The sequence below is a fragment of the Pseudomonas sp. NPDC090752 genome (genome assembly GCF_055584805.1).
Genome location: NZ_JBVJLI010000002.1, coordinates 417,927 through 437,386, shown reverse-complemented (window position 1 = coordinate 437,386; position 19,460 = coordinate 417,927). Strand labels below are relative to the sequence as shown.

The 19,460-nt window shown below is 62.6% G+C and carries 19 protein-coding genes; 10 read left to right on the top strand and 9 right to left on the bottom strand.

Translation table 11 applies throughout. The annotated features are described in order from the left end of the window. Nucleotides 1-5: 5 nt before the first annotated feature. The 6 genes from ACZ6YA_RS05050 to ACZ6YA_RS05025 all read right to left on the bottom strand — a co-directional run bounded on the left by ACZ6YA_RS05050 (nucleotide 6) and on the right by ACZ6YA_RS05025 (nucleotide 5,122). Nucleotides 6-398 carry a hypothetical protein gene (locus tag ACZ6YA_RS05050; RefSeq protein WP_465895879.1) on the bottom strand — a complete coding sequence of 131 codons (393 nt, stop codon included), beginning with the start codon at nucleotides 396-398 and terminating at the stop codon, nucleotides 6-8. Between the two features lie 101 nt (nucleotides 399-499). Further along, nucleotides 500-2,413, bottom strand: coding sequence for a GGDEF domain-containing protein (locus tag ACZ6YA_RS05045; RefSeq protein WP_465895877.1), 1,914 nt, complete (start codon nucleotides 2,411-2,413; stop codon nucleotides 500-502). A gap of 101 nt (nucleotides 2,414-2,514) precedes the next feature. Next, the gene (locus ACZ6YA_RS05040) at nucleotides 2,515-3,369 is read right to left on the bottom strand and encodes an endonuclease/exonuclease/phosphatase family protein (RefSeq protein ID WP_465895876.1); all 855 of its coding nucleotides are present in this window, start codon (nucleotides 3,367-3,369) and stop codon (nucleotides 2,515-2,517) included. A gap of 12 nt (nucleotides 3,370-3,381) precedes the next feature. Then, complete coding sequence (gene dsbA, locus ACZ6YA_RS05035) at nucleotides 3,382-4,017, bottom strand: thiol:disulfide interchange protein DsbA (protein ID WP_465895875.1); 636 nt, start codon at nucleotides 4,015-4,017, stop codon at nucleotides 3,382-3,384. Nucleotides 4,018-4,170: 153 nt separating this feature from the next. Beyond that, nucleotides 4,171-4,788 (bottom strand): c-type cytochrome, encoded by a 618-nt coding sequence (locus ACZ6YA_RS05030; RefSeq protein ID WP_465895874.1) that lies wholly within the window; start codon nucleotides 4,786-4,788, stop codon nucleotides 4,171-4,173. Between the two features lie 31 nt (nucleotides 4,789-4,819). Next, complete coding sequence (locus ACZ6YA_RS05025; RefSeq protein ID WP_465895873.1) at nucleotides 4,820-5,122, bottom strand: c-type cytochrome; 303 nt, start codon at nucleotides 5,120-5,122, stop codon at nucleotides 4,820-4,822. 193 nt (nucleotides 5,123-5,315) lie between these two features. Between ACZ6YA_RS05025 and yihA the strand changes: the two genes are divergently transcribed. Next, nucleotides 5,316-5,948: a ribosome biogenesis GTP-binding protein YihA/YsxC gene (yihA, locus tag ACZ6YA_RS05020; protein ID WP_465895872.1), complete on the top strand. Its 633-nt coding sequence runs from the start codon at nucleotides 5,316-5,318 to the stop codon at nucleotides 5,946-5,948. Between the two features lie 418 nt (nucleotides 5,949-6,366). Here the strand turns inward: yihA and polA are convergent, their stop codons facing one another. Continuing rightward, on the bottom strand, nucleotides 6,367-9,114 hold the full coding sequence (polA, locus tag ACZ6YA_RS05015; protein WP_465895870.1) for a DNA polymerase I: 2,748 nt from the start codon (nucleotides 9,112-9,114) through the stop codon (nucleotides 6,367-6,369). Nucleotides 9,115-9,188: 74 nt separating this feature from the next. On the opposite strand from polA, the gene ACZ6YA_RS05010 reads away from it, so the two are divergent. Further along, nucleotides 9,189-9,476, top strand: coding sequence for a DUF2782 domain-containing protein (locus ACZ6YA_RS05010; protein WP_015268476.1), 288 nt, complete (start codon nucleotides 9,189-9,191; stop codon nucleotides 9,474-9,476). 69 nt (nucleotides 9,477-9,545) lie between these two features. Next, entirely contained in the window at nucleotides 9,546-10,496 is a 951-nt protein-coding gene (locus ACZ6YA_RS05005) for a homoserine kinase (RefSeq protein WP_465895869.1), read from the top strand. A gap of 101 nt (nucleotides 10,497-10,597) precedes the next feature. Here ACZ6YA_RS05005 and ACZ6YA_RS05000 read toward each other — a convergent pair whose 3' ends face one another. After that, entirely contained in the window at nucleotides 10,598-11,554 is a 957-nt protein-coding gene (locus ACZ6YA_RS05000; protein ID WP_465895868.1) for a zinc ABC transporter substrate-binding protein, read from the bottom strand. An 18-nt stretch (nucleotides 11,555-11,572) separates the two neighbouring features. On the opposite strand from ACZ6YA_RS05000, the gene zur reads away from it, so the two are divergent. From zur to ACZ6YA_RS04980, 4 genes are all read left to right on the top strand, one after another. Beyond that, the gene (zur, locus tag ACZ6YA_RS04995) at nucleotides 11,573-12,058 is read left to right on the top strand and encodes a zinc uptake transcriptional repressor Zur (RefSeq protein ID WP_465895867.1); all 486 of its coding nucleotides are present in this window, start codon (nucleotides 11,573-11,575) and stop codon (nucleotides 12,056-12,058) included. Then, entirely contained in the window at nucleotides 12,055-12,828 is a 774-nt protein-coding gene (znuC, locus tag ACZ6YA_RS04990; protein WP_465895866.1) for a zinc ABC transporter ATP-binding protein ZnuC, read from the top strand. Before zur ends, znuC begins: the two co-directional genes overlap by 4 nt. Beyond that, a complete protein-coding gene (gene znuB, locus ACZ6YA_RS04985; RefSeq protein ID WP_465895865.1) occupies nucleotides 12,821-13,603 on the top strand; it encodes a zinc ABC transporter permease subunit ZnuB in 783 nt (260 codons plus the stop codon). The genes znuC and znuB overlap by 8 nt, the downstream gene beginning before the upstream one ends. Before the next feature lie 127 nt (nucleotides 13,604-13,730). Further along, on the top strand, nucleotides 13,731-14,438 hold the full coding sequence (locus ACZ6YA_RS04980; RefSeq protein ID WP_465895864.1) for a PA5502 family lipoprotein: 708 nt from the start codon (nucleotides 13,731-13,733) through the stop codon (nucleotides 14,436-14,438). 85 nt (nucleotides 14,439-14,523) lie between these two features. Here the strand turns inward: ACZ6YA_RS04980 and katE are convergent, their stop codons facing one another. Then, the gene (gene katE / locus ACZ6YA_RS04975) at nucleotides 14,524-16,668 is read right to left on the bottom strand and encodes a catalase HPII (protein ID WP_465895863.1); all 2,145 of its coding nucleotides are present in this window, start codon (nucleotides 16,666-16,668) and stop codon (nucleotides 14,524-14,526) included. Between the two features lie 225 nt (nucleotides 16,669-16,893). On the opposite strand from katE, the gene ACZ6YA_RS04970 reads away from it, so the two are divergent. From ACZ6YA_RS04970 to ACZ6YA_RS04960, 3 genes are all read left to right on the top strand, one after another. Beyond that, complete coding sequence (locus ACZ6YA_RS04970) at nucleotides 16,894-17,901, top strand: methionine ABC transporter ATP-binding protein (RefSeq protein WP_465895862.1); 1,008 nt, start codon at nucleotides 16,894-16,896, stop codon at nucleotides 17,899-17,901. Beyond that, nucleotides 17,901-18,572 carry a methionine ABC transporter permease gene (locus ACZ6YA_RS04965; RefSeq protein WP_176515961.1) on the top strand — a complete coding sequence of 224 codons (672 nt, stop codon included), beginning with the start codon at nucleotides 17,901-17,903 and terminating at the stop codon, nucleotides 18,570-18,572. The genes ACZ6YA_RS04970 and ACZ6YA_RS04965 overlap by 1 nt, the downstream gene beginning before the upstream one ends. Nucleotides 18,573-18,636: 64 nt before the next feature. Continuing rightward, nucleotides 18,637-19,407, top strand: coding sequence for a MetQ/NlpA family ABC transporter substrate-binding protein (locus ACZ6YA_RS04960; protein WP_465895860.1), 771 nt, complete (start codon nucleotides 18,637-18,639; stop codon nucleotides 19,405-19,407). Nucleotides 19,408-19,460 lie beyond the last annotated feature (53 nt).

Here is a 19,460-nt window from a genome sequence, read left to right as displayed (position 1 = left end):
ACGCCTCAGCGCGTGCACATCAAGAGAAATTCCATCGAATTGTTTCCGCTGGGCCCATCGACGTCGACCAGTTGCGTATTGACCGTGACGCCACCGTTGACGGTGGGTACGCCAATGACCCTGGCTTGCCCGTGCATCAAGCGTTGCTCAGTGCTGCCGTCAATGGCCGAGGCCGAGCAGAATCCGGGGTTCTGCTCGACGATGTCCTTGTTGACCAGCACTTTGTATTGGCTGAAGTAGTTGTCTTGACCCGTGTGCTTCACTTTTTCGATCCAGTTCGGCGAGGCCCGCAGAACCTCGCCGTCAGCACTGATATGCGCGGTCCACAGGACATCCTTGGCCATGGCACTGGCCTGGAAGGTCACGCCGATCATCAGTGGCAATACCCATTTACTCATTTTCAAACTCCTGAATCAGTGGCTCGATGGCAGGGCTGCTGAGGTTTCAACAACCTGGCAGCCAGTCTCGGCCTCCTGTCATTCAGGGGTGTGGTAGATAGTTATGCCAGTTCCACCCGGTTGCGGCCTTGATCCTTGGCGCGATACAGCGCCGCATCGGCACGCTTGAGTACTTGGTCGCCGCGCTCGCCCGAGCGGAACGTGCTCAAGCCGATGGAGGCGGTAATGACTACGCGCTCACCCTTGAAGTGGAAGGGGCAAGCTTCGATGGCTGCGCGCAGTACCTCGGCTACCTGGGCCGCCGCCGCGGGTGAGGTCTGCGGCAACAACAGGACAAACTCCTCCCCCCCAAACCGGGCGATGAAATCACGCGCCCGCAGGCGCTTGCGCAGTTGGTCGGCAACGATTTTCAACACCTTATCGCCCGCCAGATGGCCATAGCCGTCGTTGATCCGCTTGAAATGGTCCAGGTCGAGTATGGCCATCGCCAGGTGGCCGCCGTGCGCCTGCCAGTCGAGCATCTCGCGATCGACCTGCTCGGTCCACGCCGCGCGATTGGGGAGGCCGGTGAGCGGGTCAATCAATGCTTTTTGCCGTTGCTCTTCCAGGTGCTCGCGATATCCCAGCGCCTCCTGCTCCATGCTCGCGACTCGCTCGGCCAGCCCTTGCAGGCGCCCGGCAAGCTCCTGCTCGCGGCGGTCTCGCGCGTGCTGGTGCTCGTCCATCGTGCCCAGCAGGCCTTCCAGGCGGTTCTCCAGGATGTGCTTGAGGCTGTCGACATCGGCTGCACCCTGCACGCTGCTTTGCAGCCCGTCGACCTGTTCGCGCAGCTGGTTGTCCAGCTCGCGGGCAGCCGTGCTGTTATCAGCATGGCCGGCGCTGGCTTCATGCAGGTGGCTCTGGAAGCTTTCCAGGCGTTCATTGAGCTGCTGCAGGTAGGTCTCGAATTCGTGTTGGCCGCTGTCGGTAATCGCCAACATGAGCACGGCAAGGTCGTCGAGGACCGGGATCAGCTCGTACCAGTTCAGCCCGCGTGCCACTCGCTCGCGCATTTCAAGGGCTTGGGCCTTGTGCCGCTCTGGCAGGCTGAGGTCGTCGAGCAGCCCGATCAGGGTTTGCTCGATGTGTGCGGCCACCTGACTATAAGGCGGTTCGACTGCGTCGGGGAGTGAATAGGGGCCGTCCTCGCCGAAGGTTTCTTCCAGGGGCGGCGGGTCGGCAGCTGTCGATGCCGTCTCGACTGCTTCGGCCTGCGCGGCCTCTTGTGCTGGCGGCTCGGGTTCGACGTCTAGCACCTGATCGACTGCAAGGCTCTCTGGCACCTCTTGCTCAGGCTCTGAAACTGCAGGCTCTGCCAAGGGGCGCAGTTCGTCGATATCCCGTGGCGGCAAATCCACCAGCACGGGGCCTTCCTGCAAAGCCTGCGGCTCGGCGGGAGGAATAATAGGTAAGGGTGCAGGGTGTGCGTCGGTTTCAGCCTGAGGTTCGTTGTCACGATGACCGAACAACCGCTGCAAGATACCTGGCCTGGCGTGCTCATCCGGCTTGCTCAACGAAGACAGCGCGCGGCCCTGCAGGCCGCTAAGCTCGCCCAGCAGCGGCGGCAGCTCGCGTGACTGGCTGACCCCGCCGTCGAGTTTTTTTGCCAGTTTCTTCAAAGGCCGCGAGACCTCGCCGGGCAGCGGCAAACCTTGTAGCTGGGTCACCAGCGCGGTCAGCGCATCACTGACCTGATTCATGCGCGTTTCGCGGCGCTGCTCCGAGTCCAGCACCGCCTTTTCAAGCCGCGGGATCAGCCCGGCCAGGCCGGCGTCCATGCTGTCGCTGCGGATGACGTCGCGCATCTCTTTCATGCACGCATCCACCGCCTTGTCGCTGCCTTCAGCGGCCAGGCTACTGCGCACCAGGCCTCGGCGCAGCAAGTCGAGGCGCGCTTCCCAGCGTCTTTCGAGCTTTTCCTGCTGTTCGATGCTTTTAAGGTACTTTTCTTTCCAGCGCTCGGCTTCTTCGGTCATGCCTGGATCCGCGACGGGTGATGCATCTGGTTATTGGGCTGTAATGAAACGCTGTCGGCGCATGGCCCAAACACTTGAGGGCCACGTGCGCGCTTACTGATCTAACTCAAGACCGGCAGCGTATCCACAGTCAATGCATCAGGCAATCGGATCTCGACTGCGACCGGAAGATGGTCGGAAATCGGCTGTGCCAGCACCTCGACCCGTTCCAGGGTCAGGCTTGGGCTGAGCAGGATATGGTCCAGGCAGCGCTGCGGGCGCCAGCTGGGGAAGGTGGCCTCGACCTGGGGTGCAATCAGGCCGAGATCGCGCAGGGGGGAGTGATCGAGCAGGTCGTTGGCATGGGTATTCATGTCGCCCATCAGCACCTGATGGCGGTAGCCGCCGATCAGCTCGCGAATGTAGGCCAACTGGCGAGCACGGGTCTTGGCGCCCAGCGCCAGGTGCATCATGACCACGATCAGCGCATCGTCGCCCTCGCCGAATCGCACCAAAATCGCACCACGACCGGAAGGGCCGGGTAGCGGGTGATCTTCAAGCAGTTGCGGCTTGAGACGGCTGAGCACGCCATTGCTGTGCTGGGCGAAGCGGCCGAGGTTGCGGTTGAGCTGCTGGTACCAGTAGGGGAAGCCGCCCAACTGGGCCAGATGTTCCACCTGGTTCACGTACCCTGAGCGCATGCTGCCGCCATCGGCCTCCTGCAGGGCCACCAGGTCGAAGTCGTTGAGCAGGTCGCCAATCTTCTGCAGGTTGCCGGCACGCCCGGTGTGCGGCAGTAAGTGCTGCCAGCTGCGGGTGAGGTAATGCCGGTAGCGCTCGGTACTGATACCAACCTGAATATTGAAGCTGAGCAGCCGCAGACGACCATCTTCCGGCAGGCCGTTGGCCTGCAGATGATGTTCGTTGACCTGCGGCTCATGCAGGCCAATGCCGCGCGTGCTTCTGAAGCGGGGCATGGGGTGCGCCGCTTACTTAGCGGCGCGCTCCTTGTCGATCAGCTGGTCGGCGACGTTCAGCACGCCATCCGGGCCGCCGGCGGTGCCCAGGTCGAAGCGGTACTTGCCGTTGACCACCATGCTTGGTACGCCGGTGATTTCATACTTCTTGGCCAGCTCCTTGGCCTGGTTGACCTGGCCCTTGATGGCGAACGAGTTGAAGGTGGCGAGGAACTTGTCCTTGTCGACACCCTGGGTGGCGAGGAAGTCTGCCATGTCCTGAGGGTCGGTCAGGCGCTTGCGCTGGTTCTGGATGGCATCGAATACCGCCGCATGCACCTTGTGCTCGACACCCATGGCTTCGAGGGTCAGGAACATCTGGCCGTGGGCATCCCACGGGCCGCCGAACATAGCAGGCACGCGTTTGAAATTGACGTCCTTCGGCAGTTTTTCAACCCACGGGTTGATCACCGGCTCGAAGTGATAGCAGTGAGGGCAGCCGTACCAGAACAGCTCGACCACTTCGATCTTGCCGGGGACGGATACCGGAACGGGGTTGCTCAGCTCGAGGTATTCCTTGCCGGCCGTGGCAGGCTCTGCGGCCTGAACGGCGGCCATACCGAATACGCTGGCGGCGACCAGCGCAGCGCTGAGAATCAGTTTACGCATGCTTTACTCCTGAGCAGTCATTGGTCGCCTCGACACGACCTGTATTAAGACAGGTCGAGAAGGGCCCGAGTTCTGTAGTGTAACGGCAGCGGACAGAAAAAAGGGCGGCCCGCGCCGCCCTTTCATCATTAGCGTTGCTGCATTAACCGAATGTTAATGCAGGCCCTGGATGTAGCTGGCCAACGCTTCGATGTCGTGGTTGCTGAGCTTGCCGGCAATGGTGCGCATGGTCATCGCGTCGCCGTCGTTGGTGCGGTTGCCTTCGCGGAAGTCCGTGAGCTGCTTGGTCACGTACTGTGAGTGCTGGCCGCCCAAATGCGGAAAGCCGGCCAGGGCGAGGCCTGCGCCATTGGGCGAGTGGCAACCGGTGCAAGCGGGCAGGCCTTTTTCCAGGTCCCCGCCGTTGAACAATGCCCGGCCACGTTCGACGAGTTTGGGGTCGGCGGCGCCCACGCTGCCTTTCTGGCTGGAGAAGTAGGCAGCGATGTCGGCCAGGTCCTGGTCGCTGAAGTTGGCGAGCATGCCGGTCATCTCAAGCACCGTACGCTTGCCGGATTTGATTTCGTGCAATTGTTTTTCCAGATAGCGATGGCCCTGGCCGGCCAGCTTCGGGAAATTCGGCGCCAGGCTATTGCCGTCGGGGTTGTGGCAGGCACCACAGACGGCGGTCTTGGCTTGGCCGGCGGCGGCATCGCCTTTGATGGGCTCCGCAGCAGTGGCCGCACCTGCGACACCCAAGGTCAACAGCAGACTCACGACTAGTTTGTTCATCAGCTAATCCAACACGGCTAAGGGTGAAATGTTATGTATCGGGACTGCCGCTCATCCAAAGGATGACCAAACGGTAGTCCTCGGCACTGCAGTCCATGCACAATCCACGCGGCGGCATAGCCTTGAAACCCTGAGTCACATGCGCCATGAGTACCTCCATGCCTTGCGCCAGCCTTGGCTCCCAAGCTGCCCGGTCACCCCGCTTGGGTGCCTGTGGCAACTGCCCGGCGTGACAGGCCGCACACGTGCGGTTGTACAACGCCTCGGGATCCTGTGTAGCCTGTGCGCTGAAATACGGCAGGAACATACCGACAGCTAGCAGCCAATTCGCCATGCGAAACGACCTGACAGGGTTGGGGGACGCGCTGCGTTCTGATGCGCAAGCTATAGTTCGGCACCCCATGCCCGCTCTCCTTCGCTGGGAGAATGGGCACACAAAAACTGGGGCATTATATACTTCCGCCAACCAAACGGAAACGACACCGCTTGCCGGCCTAGGCTTTGGCAACACCCACATCGGATATCCCATGCAAGTCAAGAACCCCATCCTCGGCCTCTGCCAGAAAGCCACATTCGCCCTCAGCGCTGCCAAGGTCGAACAATGCCCGGACGACCAGGGTTACGAGGTGGCCTTCGCCGGCCGTTCCAACGCCGGCAAATCCAGCGCCCTCAATACCCTGACTCATGCCAGCCTGGCGCGTACCTCGAAGACTCCAGGGCGCACCCAGCTGTTGAATTTCTTCAGTCTGGACGATGAACGGCGTTTGGTCGACCTGCCAGGCTACGGATATGCAAAAGTCCCGATCCCACTCAAGCAACACTGGCAGAAGCACCTGGAAGCCTACCTGGGCGGCCGAGAGTGCCTGCGCGGCGTGATCCTGATGATGGACGTGCGCCACCCGATGACCGATTTCGACAAGATGATGCTCGACTGGGCCAAGGCCAGCCGCATGCCCATGCACATCCTGCTGACCAAAGCCGACAAACTGACCCACGGCGCGGGCAAGAACACCTTGCTCAAGGTGCAGTCGGAAATCCGCAAGGGTTGGGGTGACGCTGCAACCATCCAGCTGTTCTCGGCGCCCAAGCGTCAGGGGTTGGAAGAGGCCTATAAAGTGCTGGCCGGGTGGATGGAATTGGAAGACAAGCCAGTAGCCTGAGGGCTTCATCCATAACCTGTGGGAGCGGGCTTGCCCCGCGAACACGGGCGAAGCCCGTGCCATGCACCGCGTCGTACGCTTCGCGGGGCAAGCCCGCTCCCACAAGTAACCGCTGCAGGCCAGCGGTCAAATTCCAGGCAAAAAAAACCCCGGACTTCGTATGGGGAGGGGGAAGTTCGGGGTCCAAGTCTGGACCGCTAGGGCGGGGTCCAGGTATCTGCCAACACTTAACACAACATAGGAGCATCGAAAGGCTTCACCAGCCATTCAGTTACTCTGAGTTCCGCTTCACCGGTTTAGTTCCGAAGCCCTCAAAACTATTTGCGATAGTTTCATGAAACCCCGGAACTAATGGCATCGAGCCATGCCAGGATCCGCGTCGCTACAACCCGGATCCTACACAGGTTTCCCAGCTCAATTAGTGAGCTTCGTCCCAATTCGAACCAACACCCACTTCAACCAACAGCGGAACATCCAGTTGCGCGGCGCTGCTCATGTGCCCGCGAATTTCATCTTTCACTTGTTCCAGCAGGTCTTCGCGCACTTCCAGCACCAGTTCATCGTGCACCTGCAGGATCACCCGGGCGTCCAGGCCGCTTGCGCTCAGCCAGTTGTCGACGTTGACCATCGCCCGCTTGATGATGTCGGCGGCGGTCCCCTGCATCGGTGCGTTGATCGCCGTGCGTTCCGCGCCTTTGCGCAGGGCGGGGTTCTTGGCATTGATGTCCGGCAGGTACAGGCGACGGCCAAACAGCGTCTCGACGAAGCCTTGCTCGGCGGCCTGGGCGCGGGTGCGCTCCATGTAGGCCAGCACGCCTGGATAGCGGGCGAAGTAGCGGTCGATGTAGTCCTGCGATTGCTTGCGGTCGACGCCAATCTGTTTGGCCAGGCCGAAGGCGCTCATGCCGTAGATCAAGCCGAAGTTGATCGCCTTGGCGCTGCGGCGCTGGTCGGTGGTAACCGCCTCAAGGGCCACGCCGAATACCTCCGCAGCAGTGGCTCGGTGCACGTCAAGGTCGTTGCGGAAGGCATGCAGCAGGCCTTCATCCTTGGCCAGGTGGGCCATGATGCGCAGCTCGATCTGCGAATAGTCCGCCGCCAGCAGCTTGTAGCCGGGGCTGGCAATGAAGGCTTGGCGAATACGCCGGCCCTCGGCGGTACGAATCGGAATGTTCTGCAGGTTCGGGTCGCTCGACGACAAACGCCCGGTAGCGGCCACGGCCTGCTGATAGGAGGTGTGGATACGCCCGGTGCGCGGGTTGATCTGCCCCGGCAGCTTGTCGGTATAGGTACTCTTGAGCTTGCTCAGGCTGCGGTACTGCATCAGTACCTCGGGCAGCGGGTAGCCCTGCAGGGCCAAGTCGTCGAGCACGGCTTCGGCGGTGGACGGTTGACCCTTGGCGGTCTTGCTCAGCACCGGCATGCCCAGCTTGTCGTAGAGGATCGCACCCAGCTGCTTGGGCGAGCCGAGGTTGAATTCTTCACCGGCCAGCTCGTAGGCACGACGCTCCAGCTCGGCCATCTTCACCCCCAGCTCGCCGCTCTGCACCTGCAGCAAGGCGGCATCGACCAGCGCACCCTGGCGCTCGATCCTGGCCAGCACCGGCACCAGTGGCATCTCAATGTCCATCAACACCGGCTGCACGCTCGGGGTCTTGGCCAGGCGCACCTGCAGCGCCTGGTGCAGGCGCAGGGTGATGTCGGCATCTTCGGCGGCGTAAGGGCCGGCCTTGTCCAGGTGGATCTGATTGAAGGTCAGCTGCTTGGCGCCCTTGCCTGCGATGTCTTCGAACGAGATGGTGGCATGGTCGAGGTACTTCTGCGCCAGGCTGTCCATGTCGTGACGGGTGGCGTTGGAGTTGAGCACGTACGACTCAAGCATGGTGTCGAAGGCCACGCCCTGCATGTGGATGGCCGGCGAGCCGTTGGCGAGGATGTTGATATCGTACTTGGCGTTCTGCCCGACCTTGGCCTTCGCGGGATCTTCCAGCAGCGGTTTGAGAGCCAGTAGGACGGCTGCACGGTCCAGTTGAGCGGGCGCACCTTCATAATCGTGGGCCAGCGGCACGTAGGCTGCTTCATGTGGTTCGACCGCAAACGACAGGCCAACCAGTTGCGCCTTTTGCGCATCCAGGCTGGTGGTCTCGGTGTCAAAGGCGAACAGCGGTGCCTGGCGTAGCTTCTCCAGCCAGGCGTCGAAGCGTGCCTGGTCGAGGATGGTCTCGTATTTTGGCTCGACCTTTTCCGCAGGCTCATCAACCGGCGCAACTTCAGCGCCGGCCCTGGCGGCGTCACGCTGCACGTCGGCGATCCAGCTCTTGAACTCCATCTCGGTGTACAGCGCCATCAGCGCTTCGCGGTCCGGCTCGCCACACACCAGCGCGTCCACTTCGACGTCCAGCGGCACGTCGCACTTGATGGTCGCCAGTTCGTAAGACATGAATGCCGCGTCGCGATGCTCTTCGAGTTTGGCAGGCAAGGTCTTGGCGCCACGGATGGCCAGGGTCGGCACCTTGTCGAGGTTGGCGTACAGGTCGCTGAGGCCACCACCGATGCCGGTCAGCAAGCCGACTGCGGTTTTCTCGCCCACCCCGGGCACGCCTGGGATGTTATCGACCTTGTCACCCATCAAGGCGAGGAAGTCGATGATGTGTTCCGGACCGACGCCGAACTTCTCGTGCACGCCCGCAACGTCCAGCACGCTGCCGGTCATGGTGTTGACCAGGGTGACGTGACCGTCCACCAGCTGCGCCATGTCCTTGTCACCGGTGGAGATGATCACCGGCCGGCCTTGGGCGGCGCTGCTACGGGCCAGGGTGCCGATCACGTCATCGGCCTCGACGCCCTCGACGCACAACAGCGGGTAACCCAGCGCCTGGACACTGGCATGCAGCGGCTCGACCTGCACCCGCAGGTCATCGGGCATGCTCGGGCGGTTGGCCTTGTATTCGGCGAACATCGCATCGCGGAAGGTGCCGCCTTTGGCATCGAAGACCACCGCGAACAGGCTGTCGGGGTATTGCTTGCGCAGGCTCTTGAGCATGTTCAGCACCCCCTTGACCGCGCCGGTGGGCATGCCCTTGGAGGTGGTCAGCGGCGGCAGCGCGTGGAAGGCGCGGTAGAGGTAGGAGGAACCGTCCACCAGGACGAGGGGCGCTTGGCTCATGAGCAGAATCAACCTTTTCGGCGGGTCCGGAGCTAGAATAGCCGGATCAATGACGACAAAGGGACAAGGTTATCATGCGTACACTCAATCGCCTGTTACTGCTCGGCCTGTTGGCAACCATGCCTGTCGTCACCCTGGCGGCGGAAGACGCCCCCTCGGCAGATCCCGAGGTGACCATTCGCACGGAAGGCGATAAAACCATCCAGGAATACCGGCAGAACGGCTTCCTGTATGCGATCAAGATCACGCCGAAAAACGGCAAGCCTTATTTTCTGGTACGCGCCGATGGCTCCGATGGCAATTTCATTCGTTCCGACCAACCGGACATGCTGATTCCGTCCTGGAAGATCTTCGAGTGGTAATCTGACGCGCACCGTTCACATCAACCCGGCACTTCCCGGCGGAAGTGCCCGTATGGGCATCATTTCATCATGTCAGTCTTCACCCCCGTGACCCGGCCTGAGCTGGAAACCTTTCTGGCGCCGTACCAGCTGGGCCGTCTGCTCGATTTCCAGGGCATCGCCGCCGGCACCGAGAACAGCAACTTCTTCGTCAGCCTCGAACAGGGGGAGTTCGTGCTGACGCTGATCGAGCGCGGGCCCAGCGAGGACATGCCGTTCTTCATCGAGCTGCTCGACACCTTGCACGATGCCGACATGCCGGTGCCCTACGCCATTCGCGACCGCGACGGCAATGGCTTGCGCGAACTGTGCGGCAAGCCGGCGCTGCTGCAGCCGCGGCTGTCGGGCAAGCACATCAAGGCGCCGAACAACCAGCACTGTGCCCAAGTGGGCGAGCTGCTGGCGCACATTCACCTGGCCACCCGCGACAAGGTCATCGAGCGCAAGACCGACCGCGGCCTGGACTGGATGCTGGCGTCCGGCGCCGAGCTGATGCCGCGCCTGAGCACCGAACAGGCTGCGCTGCTGCAGCCGGCGCTGGCCGAGATCACCGCGCACAAGGCGCAGATCCTGGCCTTGCCACGGGCCAATCTGCATGCCGACCTGTTCCGTGACAATGTGATGTTCGAAGGCACCCACCTGACCGGCGTGATCGACTTCTACAACGCCTGCTCGGGGCCGATGCTGTATGACATCGCCATCACCGTGAACGACTGGTGCCTGGACGAGCACGGTGCGATCGACGTACCTCGCGCCCAGGCATTGCTGGCGGCCTACGCGGCGCTGCGGCCGTTTACCGCCGCCGAGGCCGAGCTGTGGCCGGAAATGTTGCGGGTAGGGTGCGTGCGGTTCTGGCTATCGCGGTTGATCGCGGCCGAATCGTTTGCCGGGATGGACGTGATGATCCATGACCCGAGCGAATTCGAGGTGCGCTTGGCGCAGCGACAGCAAGTGGCTTTGCACCTGCCGTTCGCTTTGTAGATTGCGGCGGCCCCTTCGCGGGCAAGCCCGCTCCCACAGGTTTTTGCGGCGCTGCCGAACCTGTGGGAGCGGGCTTGCCCGCGAAGGGGCCAGTGCAGACGCTAGAGCTGCTCCAGGCACCCCACCAGGTCATTGCCCAGCTTGTCCAGCAACCGCTCGTAGCCTTTGGCATCCACCGGATCGGTGCCACCCAACGCATCCAGCTCCGCCAACCGCACCGGCAACCCGGCCGTCAGCGTCTCAGCCAACCGCGGCCTGATCGGCGGCTCACTGAACACACAGGTCTTGCCCACTTCCTGCAGTCGCTTGCGCATGGCCGCAACATGCTGCGCGCCCGGCTGCACTTCGGCCGCCACGCTGAACACGCCGGTATGCTTCAGGCCATAAGCCGACTCGAAGTAATCAAATGCCTCGTGGAACACGAAGTACGGCTTGTCGGCGATGGCCGCGACCCGCGCCTTGATGCGCGCATCCAGCCCATCGAGGCGTTCGGTGAAGGCCTTCAGGTTGCTCTGGTAGCGCGCTGCGTTGGAGGGATCGGCCGCCGCCAGGTCCGCCGCCATCTTCGCCGCGATGACCCGGGCGTTCACCGACGACAACCACAAGTGCGCATCCAGGCTGCCCGGACGGTGATCGTGGTCGTGATCATCATGGTCGTCGCCCTCATGGGAGTGGCTGTCTTCGCCGAAGTGGCGCAACTTCATGCCCTCCAGCGACTGCACGGCCACTGTCGGTTTGCTGCGACTGCCCAGCACCCGTGGCAGGAAGTTCTCCATGTCCGGTCCAATCCAGTACAGCAGGTCGGCATCGCCGACGCGGCGTACATCGGATGGGCGCAGGGCGTAATGGTGCGGCGAAGCGCCAGGCGGCAGCAGCACTTCAGGGCTGCCGACCCCGTCCTGCACGGCGGCGGCAATCTGCTGCAGCGGTTTGATACTGGTCAGCACACGCACGTCGGCCTGCGCCGAACAGGCGATGAAAGCGACAAAAAGCACAAGGAATCGGGACACGGTGAATACTCGGGTCGTCAGAAACAGGTAACATAATAACGTCTCCATCCAGAACCGTCGCTGCCCATGTCCATCACGCCGCTGGCTCACCGTCCCCATGATCATTCCCATTGCGTGCACAGCGCCCTGGCCGAGGCCGAAGTGCTGTGCACCCGCCAGGGCCTGCGCTTGACCGCGCTGCGCAAGCGCGTGCTGGAGCTGGTGTGGCAGAGCCACAAGCCGCTGGGCGCCTACGACATCCTCGCCGTGCTCAGTGAGCAGGACGGCCGCCGCGCCGCGCCGCCGACCGTTTATCGAGCGCTGGACTTCCTCCTGGAAAACGGCCTGGTGCACCGCATCGCCTCGCTCAACGCCTTCATCGGCTGCAGCCACCCCGAGCATGTGCATCAGGGGCAGTTCCTGATCTGCCGCGAATGCCATGTGGCCATCGAGCTGGAGCAGGACAGCATCAGTGACGCGATCATCGCCAGCGCCAAGGGCGTGGGCTTCAGCGTCGAAACGCAAACGGTGGAGATCGTCGGCCTATGCGGCAACTGCCGGGGCGCGGCATGAGCGATGCACTGATCCGCCTGGAGCAGGTCGGCGTCACATTCGGCGGCGAGGCGGTGCTCGACAGCATCGACCTGTCGGTGGCCCCGGGCCAGATCGTGACCCTCATCGGCCCCAACGGCGCCGGTAAAACCACCCTGGTTCGCGCCGTGCTCGGGCTGCTCAAGCCGCACCGTGGCAAGGTCTGGCGCAAGCCGAAGCTGCGCATCGGCTACATGCCGCAAAAGATTCAGGTGGATGCCACGCTGCCACTTTCGGTGCTGCGTTTTCTGCGCCTGGTACCCGGCGTAGACCGCGCGGCAGCCTTGTCGGCCTTACAGGAAGTCGGCGCCGAACAGGTCATCGACAACCCGATCCAGACCATCTCCGGTGGCGAAATGCAGCGCGTGCTGCTGGCCCGGGCACTGCTGCGTGAGCCGCAACTGCTGGTGCTGGACGAGCCGGTGCAGGGCGTCGACGTGGTCGGCCAGACCGAGCTGTACAACCTCATCACCCGCCTGCGCGACCGCCACGGCTGCGGCGTGCTGATGGTCTCGCACGACCTGCACCTGGTGATGAGCGCCACCGACCAGGTGGTCTGCCTGAACCGCCATGTGTGCTGCTCCGGCCACCCAGAGCAGGTCAGTAACGACCCGGCGTTCGTCGAGCTGTTCGGCCAGAACGCACCCAGCCTGGCCGTCTACCACCACCATCACGACCACAGCCACGACCTGCACGGCTCGGTGGTTGCCCCTGGCACCCATGTTCACGGAGACCACTGCAAGCATGGCTGATTTTCTTCTCTACGCCCTGCTCGCGGGTCTTTCCCTGGCACTGGTGGCGGGCCCGCTCGGCTCCTTCGTGGTGTGGCGGCGCATGGCCTACTTTGGCGACACGCTGTCGCATGCCGCCCTGCTGGGCGTGGCCATGGGCTTCGTGCTGGACATCAGCCCGGCGCTGGCAGTCACCGTTGGCTGCCTGCTGCTGGCGATCCTGCTGGTCACCCTGCAACAGCGCCAGCCGCTGGCCTCGGACACCCTGCTCGGCATCCTCGCCCCCAGCACCCTGTCGCTGGGCCTGGTGGTGCTGAGCTTCATGCACGACGTACGCATCGACCTGATGGCCTACCTGTTCGGCGACCTGCTGGCCATCAGCACTTCCGATCTGGCCTGGATCCTCGGCGGCAGCGCGCTGGTGTTGCTGCTGCTTGCGGCGCTGTGGCGGCCGTTGCTGGCGGTGACCGTGCACGAAGAGCTGGCCATGGTCGAAGGCCTGCCGGTGGCCGGCCTGCGCATGGCCCTGATGCTGCTGATTGCCGTGGTGATCGCCGTGGCCATGAAGATCGTCGGCGTGCTGCTGATCACCTCGTTGCTGATCATCCCGGCCGCTGCGGCACAACGTCACGCGCGCTCGCCAGAGCAGATGGCGCTGGGCGCCAGCCTGCTGGGTGTAGCCGCTGTTTGCGGCGGCCTGGCGATGTCGTGGTTCAAGGACACCCCGGCCGGCCCATCGATCGTGGTCTGCGCGGCGGTGCTATTCTTGCTGAGCCTGGCCCTGCCAAAACGCTGAAAACCGGGGTGCGCCCAGGCGCGCCCTGCAACCTTTTCGCGGGTAAAAGGTCTGTAAGACTTGTTTTCGAGCGTGCGCACCTGGGTGTAGACTTGCTCGCTTTTTGCGCAAATAGAGAGTCGCAGGAATGAAGCCGTTCGCATCCCGTTATCTGCTTGTTGCCGCGTTTTCCCTGTTCCTGGCCGCGTGTTCCAGCGCGCCGGTCGAGCAGGCCAGTGCACCTGCGCAAGCCGATGCCTGGCAGCAGCTGCAGCAAAGTATTACCACCAATGAACTGGCCACCGCCGAGGACCAGCTTGCCGCCCTGCAGGCGCAAACGCCTGACGATGCCCGCCTGGAGCAGTACCAGCGCCAGCTGGCCGAGGCCTATCTCAAGCGCAGCCAGATTGTCTTGCAGAAGGGCGATGTCAACGCTGCCGCGACCGCCCTGGCGCGCGCCCGTGCCCTGATGCCGAGGGCACCGGCAGTAACCGGCGGCGACGCCGTTTCCCAGGCACGCAAGGCTGAACTGGAGAAGGCCGAGGCTGCATTGAAAGCCGCCGAAGCCAAGCCTGTGGCGCGAGTAATCGACCCGACAGCACCGAGCACGGTGATCGCGCTGAAGACCACGGATATCGCGGCCATGCGCCGTCAGCTCGATGAAATTGCCAAGGATGTGGTGAATTATCAGTGCGAGGTGGTGTTCCAGGTGCCGCGCACTGAGGATGCGCCTTGGTTGAAGAACCTGCTGCAGAAGCGGGTCAGCAAGCTCGACAGTAACTACCAGCTCAAGCAGAAGCATGAGATTCAGCGCAAGTTGCCGGCGCAGGTGGTTCTAGTTCCGCATCAGCAGTGAGCTTTTCGCGGGGCAAGCCCGCTCCCACAATGATCGGCGTTAGCAGAACCATTGTGGGAGCGGGCTTGCCCCGCGAAAGGTCCTATCAGGCTGGCACTGCTTCTGCAGCGGCCTCCCGCTCCCAAACCCGATGCCCTTCGACCGCTTTGACAAAGGCATCCATGGCTGTTTGGTCATCCCCGAGCAGCAAGCCTTTATCTTCCTTCAGCCCCAGCCCATCGACCAACACCTTGCCTTCCTTCGCAAAACCAATGGCCTTGAGGTGCTTGTAGGCTTCCAGCAGGAAGTGCTTGGCCAGCCCACTGGCGCCCAGCGCATCGAGTGCAGCCTTGCCCGCCGGCACTAGCACCCCGTCGAACATGATCGAGGGCATGCCCTCCATCGATGCATCCACCGGCAACTGCTGGCCGTCCGCCGTTTTCACCGGTGCCGAGGTCGGGCCCAGCAACAGAATACGGGCACTGTGTGCTTCCAAGGCCTTGACCAGCCGGTCGACGCTGACCGCATCCACCCCGTCTGCCAGCAGCACGGCTATCTTGCGTCCCTTGATACCGATCACGCCCGGATGGTTCATCTGGCTCAGGGCCGGCGATTGCGCCAACTGGCTACCCTTGACCTTGACTGTCCCTGCCTTGGGCGCAGGCAAACCGAGATTGGCGGCCACCGCGGCGGCCAGCTTGAGGTCGATGTTGGCCAGGATCTCATTGACCTCGCGCGCGCGGATCGCTTCGCGCTCCACTTTGCCCAATTCAAAGCTGTACGCCTTGATGATGTGCTGCTGTTCAGTGGGGCTCATGCTCTGGAAGAACAACCGCGCTTGCGAGAAATGGTCACCGAACGATTCGCTGCGCTGGCGAATCTTGTGTGCGTCGATACGCTCCTGATAACTCTCGAAGCCGCCGTCCTGCGCGGCCGGTGGCGTCTCTTTCGGCCAGCCGCCATCGATGGAGTTCGGCTCGTAGGAAGCACGTCCCTTGTGCACCACGTGCTGATGCAGGGCATCGCGCTGGTTGTTGTGATTAGGCGCAACCGGGCGGTTGATCGGGATCTGGTGGAAGTTGGGCCCGCCCAAACGGCTGAGCTGGGTGTCGGTGTAGGAGAACAACCGGCCCTGCAGCAAAGGGTCATTGGTGAAATCGATGCCCGGCACGATATGCCCCGGGCAGAAGGCAACCTGCTCGACTTCGGCAAAGAAATTGTCCGGATTGCGATTGAGCACCATCTTGCCCAACGGTGTAACCGGCACCAGCTCTTCGGGAATGATCTTGGTCGGGTCCAGCAGGTCGAAATCGAATTTGTGCTCATCGGCCTCGGCCACGATCTGCACGCCTAGTTCCCACTCAGGATAATCGCCGGTCTCGATGGCCTCCCACAGGTCTCGGCGCTGGAAGTCGGTGTCTTTGCCCGCAAGCTTTTGCGCCTCGTCCCACAGCAGCGAGTGCACGCCCTGGCTCGGTTTCCAGTGGAACTTGACGAAGCTGGCCACGCCTTCGGCATTGATCAGCCGGAAGGTATGCACGCCGAAGCCTTCCATCATGCGCAGGCTGCGCGGGATGGCGCGGTCGGACATGGCCCACATGACCATGTGCGCCGACTCCGGTACCAGCGAAACGAAGTCCCAGAAAGTGTCATGTGCCGAGCCACCGGTAGGCATCTCATTGTGGGGCTCTGGTTTCACCGCATGTACGAAGTCTGGAAACTTGATCGCATCCTGGATGAAGAATACCGGCATGTTGTTGCCAACCAAGTCGAAGTTCCCTTCATCGGTGTAGAACTTGACGGCAAAACCGCGCACATCCCGTACTGTATCGCCTGACCCCCTAGGCCCCTGGACCGTCGAAAAGCGTACGAATACCGGTGTGATCTTCTCCGGATCCTGCAGGAAACCGGCCTTGGTCAGTTCGGCATGGTTGCCATAGCTCTGGAAGAAGCCGTGGGCCCCCGTGCCCCGGGCGTGCACGATACGTTCCGGGATGCGCTCGTGGTCGAAGTGGGTGATCTTCTCACGCATGATGAAATCTTCGAGCAACGAGGGCCCGCGATCACCTGCCTTGAGGGTGTTCTGGTTGTCAGCAATGCGCACACCCTGGTTGGTGCGCAACGCCTGGCCCGTGGCATCGCTACGCACATCCTCGAGGCTTTGCAGCTTGCTATTGGTATTGGCGCGATCAGGGGTAGCGACTCCGGCGAGCTCACTCTGCTTCGGCGCATCCGTCTTTTTACTGGGCATCTCAGCTCTCCTCATCAGTCTTCAGGCGTGCCCATTCGGGCTTGTTCTTGTAGTGACTGGAGGGCTTTGCCGAGCGTTCAATCAGGATTACCAGCTGTCGTGTTATGCCCGATGGATTGGTCCATTACGAAATAAATGCTAAGAACAACTATGGGAAAAGGCTAAAATGCGCCACCCCAGCCAACCGCTGACCCCAATTTCCATGCGCCCCACAAGGTTCGCTACGTGATCGAGTTCCAACATGTCCACAAGACCTACCGCGTCGCCGGTAGGGAAATCCCCGCCCTGAACCCGACCAGCCTGACCATCGAAGCCGGCCAGGTGTTCGGCCTGATCGGCCATTCCGGCGCCGGCAAAAGCACCATGCTGCGCCTGATCAACCGCCTGGAAGAGCCCTCTGGCGGCAAGATCATCGTCGACGGCGAAGATGTCACCGCGTTCAATGCCACCCAGCTGCGCGGCTTCCGCCAGCAGGTCGGGATGATCTTCCAGCACTTCAACCTGCTGGCCTCCAAGACCGTCGCCGACAACGTCGCCCTACCGCTGACCCTTGCCGGCGGGCTGTCTCGCAGCCAGATCGACAAGCGCGTCACCGAGCTGCTGGCCCGCGTTGGCCTGCAAGACCACGCGAAAAAATACCCGGCGCAGTTGTCCGGCGGCCAGAAGCAGCGCGTCGGCATCGCCCGCGCCCTGTCCACCAACCCGAAGATTCTGCTGTGCGACGAGGCCACCAGTGCCCTCGACCCACAGACCACGGCCTCGGTGCTGCAACTGCTGGCCGAGATCAACCGTGAGCTGAAGCTGACCATCGTGCTGATCACCCATGAAATGGACGTGATCCGCCGGGTCTGCGACCGCGTGGCGGTGATGGATGCCGGGCTGATCGTCGAGCAAGGTTCGGTGGCCGAGGTGTTCCTGCACCCACAGCACCCGACCACCAAGCGCTTCGTCCAGGAAGACGAGCAGGTCGACGAAGGCGAACAACGCGACGACTTCGCCCACGTACCGGGCCGCATCGTGCGTCTGACCTTCCAGGGCGACGCCACCTATGCGCCGCTGCTGGGCACCGTGGCCCGCGAAACCGGCGTCGACTACAGCATCCTCGCCGGGCGTATCGACCGCATCAAGGATGTCCCCTATGGCCAGCTCACCCTCGCCCTGATCGGCGGTGACATGGAGGCGGCGTTCGCCCGCTTCAAGGCAGCTGACGTACATATGGAGGTACTGCGTTGATGGACGCCCTGAATTTCTTCGCCAATGTCGACTGGGCCGAAATCTGGCTGGCCACCATCGACACCATGATCATGCTGTTCGGCTCGCTGTTCTTCACCGTGCTGCTGGGCCTGCCGCTGGGCGTGCTGCTATTCCTCTGCGGCCCGCGGCAGATGTTCGAGCAGAAGGGCGTGTATGCGCTGCTGTCGCTGGTCGTCAACATCCTGCGCTCGCTGCCGTTCATCATCCTGTTGATCGTGATGATCCCGATCACCGTGCTGATCACTGGCACCTCGCTGGGCGTTGCTGGTGCCATCCCGCCGCTGGTGGTGGGCGCCACGCCGTTCTTCGCACGCCTGGTGGAAACCGCTTTGCGTGAGGTGGACCGCGGCATCATCGAAGCCACCCAGTCGATGGGCGCCACCACCCGCCAGATCATCACCAACGCGCTGCTGCCAGAGGCCCGTCCGGGCATCTTCGCAGCCATCACCGTCACCGCCATTACCCTGGTGTCGTACACCGCCATGGCCGGTGTGGTCGGCGCGGGCGGCCTGGGCGACCTGGCCATCCGCTTCGGCTACCAACGTTTCCAGACCGACGTGATGGTGGTCACCGTGGTGCTGTTGCTGGTGCTGGTTCAAGTCCTGCAGAGCGTGGGCGACAAACTGGTCGTGCATTTTTCCCGTAAGTAACCCCAATGGGGTCGGCCCAGCCGACCCGTTCGGGGGCCGTCGCGGCCCTCACAAGGAGTGATCAATGAAGAAGCTGCTTGCTGTTGCTGCCGCCGTCGCGGCCTTCTCGGCCCACGCCGGAGACCTCACCGTTGCCGCCACCCCGGTGCCGCACGCCGAGATTCTCAACTTCGTAAAACCGCAGTTGGAGAAAGAGGGCGTTAAGCTCAAGGTGAAAGAGTTCACCGACTACATCCAGCCGAACGTGCAGGTCGCCGAGAAGCGCCTGGACGCCAACTTCTTCCAGCACCAGCCGTACCTGGATGAGTTCAACAAGGCCAAGGGCACCCACCTGGTCAGCGTGGCCGGCGTGCACATCGAGCCGCTGGGCGTTTACTCCACCAAGGTGAAGAAGCTCGAAGAACTGCCGTCCGGTGCCACCGTGGTGATCCCCAACGACGCCACCAACGGCGGCCGTGCCCTGCTGCTGCTGGCCAAGGCAGGCGTGATCAAGCTCAAGGACAACAGCAACATCCTGTCGACTGTGAAGGACGTTGCCGAGAACCCGAAGAACGTGAAGTTCCGTGAGCTGGAAGCCGCCACCATCCCGCGCGTGCTGACCCAGGTCGATGCGGCCCTGATCAACACCAACTACGCGCTGGAAGCCAAGTTGAATCCGGAGAAAGACGCCCTGGCCATCGAAGGCAGCGACTCGCCGTATGTGAACATCCTGGTTGCCCGCCCGGACAACAAGGACTCGGAAGACATGAAGAAGCTGGCCGCGGCGCTGCACTCGCCTGAGGTGAAGGCGTTCATTACCGAGAAGTACAAAGGTGCGGTGGTGCCGGCGTTCTAAGCCGTTAAATCGCGCTGAAGTCTTCGCGGGCAAGCCCGCTCCCACAGGGATAG

Excerpts from the sequence above, each read along its gene's own strand:
- ACZ6YA_RS05005 (WP_465895869.1), top strand. The coding sequence starts at position 9,546 with ATGTCAGTCTTCACCCCCGTGACCCGGCCTGAGCTGGAAACCTTTCTG.
- zur (WP_465895867.1), top strand. The coding sequence starts at position 11,573 with ATGTCCATCACGCCGCTGGCTCACCGTCCCCATGATCATTCCCATTGC.
- katE (WP_465895863.1), bottom strand. The coding sequence starts at position 16,668 with ATGCCCAGTAAAAAGACGGATGCGCCGAAGCAGAGTGAGCTCGCCGGA.
- ACZ6YA_RS04965 (WP_176515961.1), top strand. The coding sequence starts at position 17,901 with ATGGACGCCCTGAATTTCTTCGCCAATGTCGACTGGGCCGAAATCTGG.
- dsbA (WP_465895875.1), bottom strand. The coding sequence starts at position 4,017 with ATGCGTAAACTGATTCTCAGCGCTGCGCTGGTCGCCGCCAGCGTATTC.
- znuC (WP_465895866.1), top strand. The coding sequence starts at position 12,055 with ATGAGCGATGCACTGATCCGCCTGGAGCAGGTCGGCGTCACATTCGGC.
- polA (WP_465895870.1), bottom strand. The coding sequence starts at position 9,114 with ATGAGCCAAGCGCCCCTCGTCCTGGTGGACGGTTCCTCCTACCTCTAC.
- ACZ6YA_RS05050 (WP_465895879.1), bottom strand. The coding sequence starts at position 398 with ATGAGTAAATGGGTATTGCCACTGATGATCGGCGTGACCTTCCAGGCC.
- znuB (WP_465895865.1), top strand. The coding sequence starts at position 12,821 with ATGGCTGATTTTCTTCTCTACGCCCTGCTCGCGGGTCTTTCCCTGGCA.
- ACZ6YA_RS05025 (WP_465895873.1), bottom strand. The coding sequence starts at position 5,122 with ATGGCGAATTGGCTGCTAGCTGTCGGTATGTTCCTGCCGTATTTCAGC.
- ACZ6YA_RS05045 (WP_465895877.1), bottom strand. The coding sequence starts at position 2,413 with ATGACCGAAGAAGCCGAGCGCTGGAAAGAAAAGTACCTTAAAAGCATC.
- ACZ6YA_RS05010 (WP_015268476.1), top strand. The coding sequence starts at position 9,189 with ATGCGTACACTCAATCGCCTGTTACTGCTCGGCCTGTTGGCAACCATG.
- ACZ6YA_RS05040 (WP_465895876.1), bottom strand. The coding sequence starts at position 3,369 with ATGCCCCGCTTCAGAAGCACGCGCGGCATTGGCCTGCATGAGCCGCAG.
- yihA (WP_465895872.1), top strand. The coding sequence starts at position 5,316 with ATGCAAGTCAAGAACCCCATCCTCGGCCTCTGCCAGAAAGCCACATTC.
- ACZ6YA_RS04980 (WP_465895864.1), top strand. The coding sequence starts at position 13,731 with ATGAAGCCGTTCGCATCCCGTTATCTGCTTGTTGCCGCGTTTTCCCTG.
- ACZ6YA_RS04960 (WP_465895860.1), top strand. The coding sequence starts at position 18,637 with ATGAAGAAGCTGCTTGCTGTTGCTGCCGCCGTCGCGGCCTTCTCGGCC.
- ACZ6YA_RS05030 (WP_465895874.1), bottom strand. The coding sequence starts at position 4,788 with ATGAACAAACTAGTCGTGAGTCTGCTGTTGACCTTGGGTGTCGCAGGT.
- ACZ6YA_RS05000 (WP_465895868.1), bottom strand. The coding sequence starts at position 11,554 with ATGGAGACGTTATTATGTTACCTGTTTCTGACGACCCGAGTATTCACC.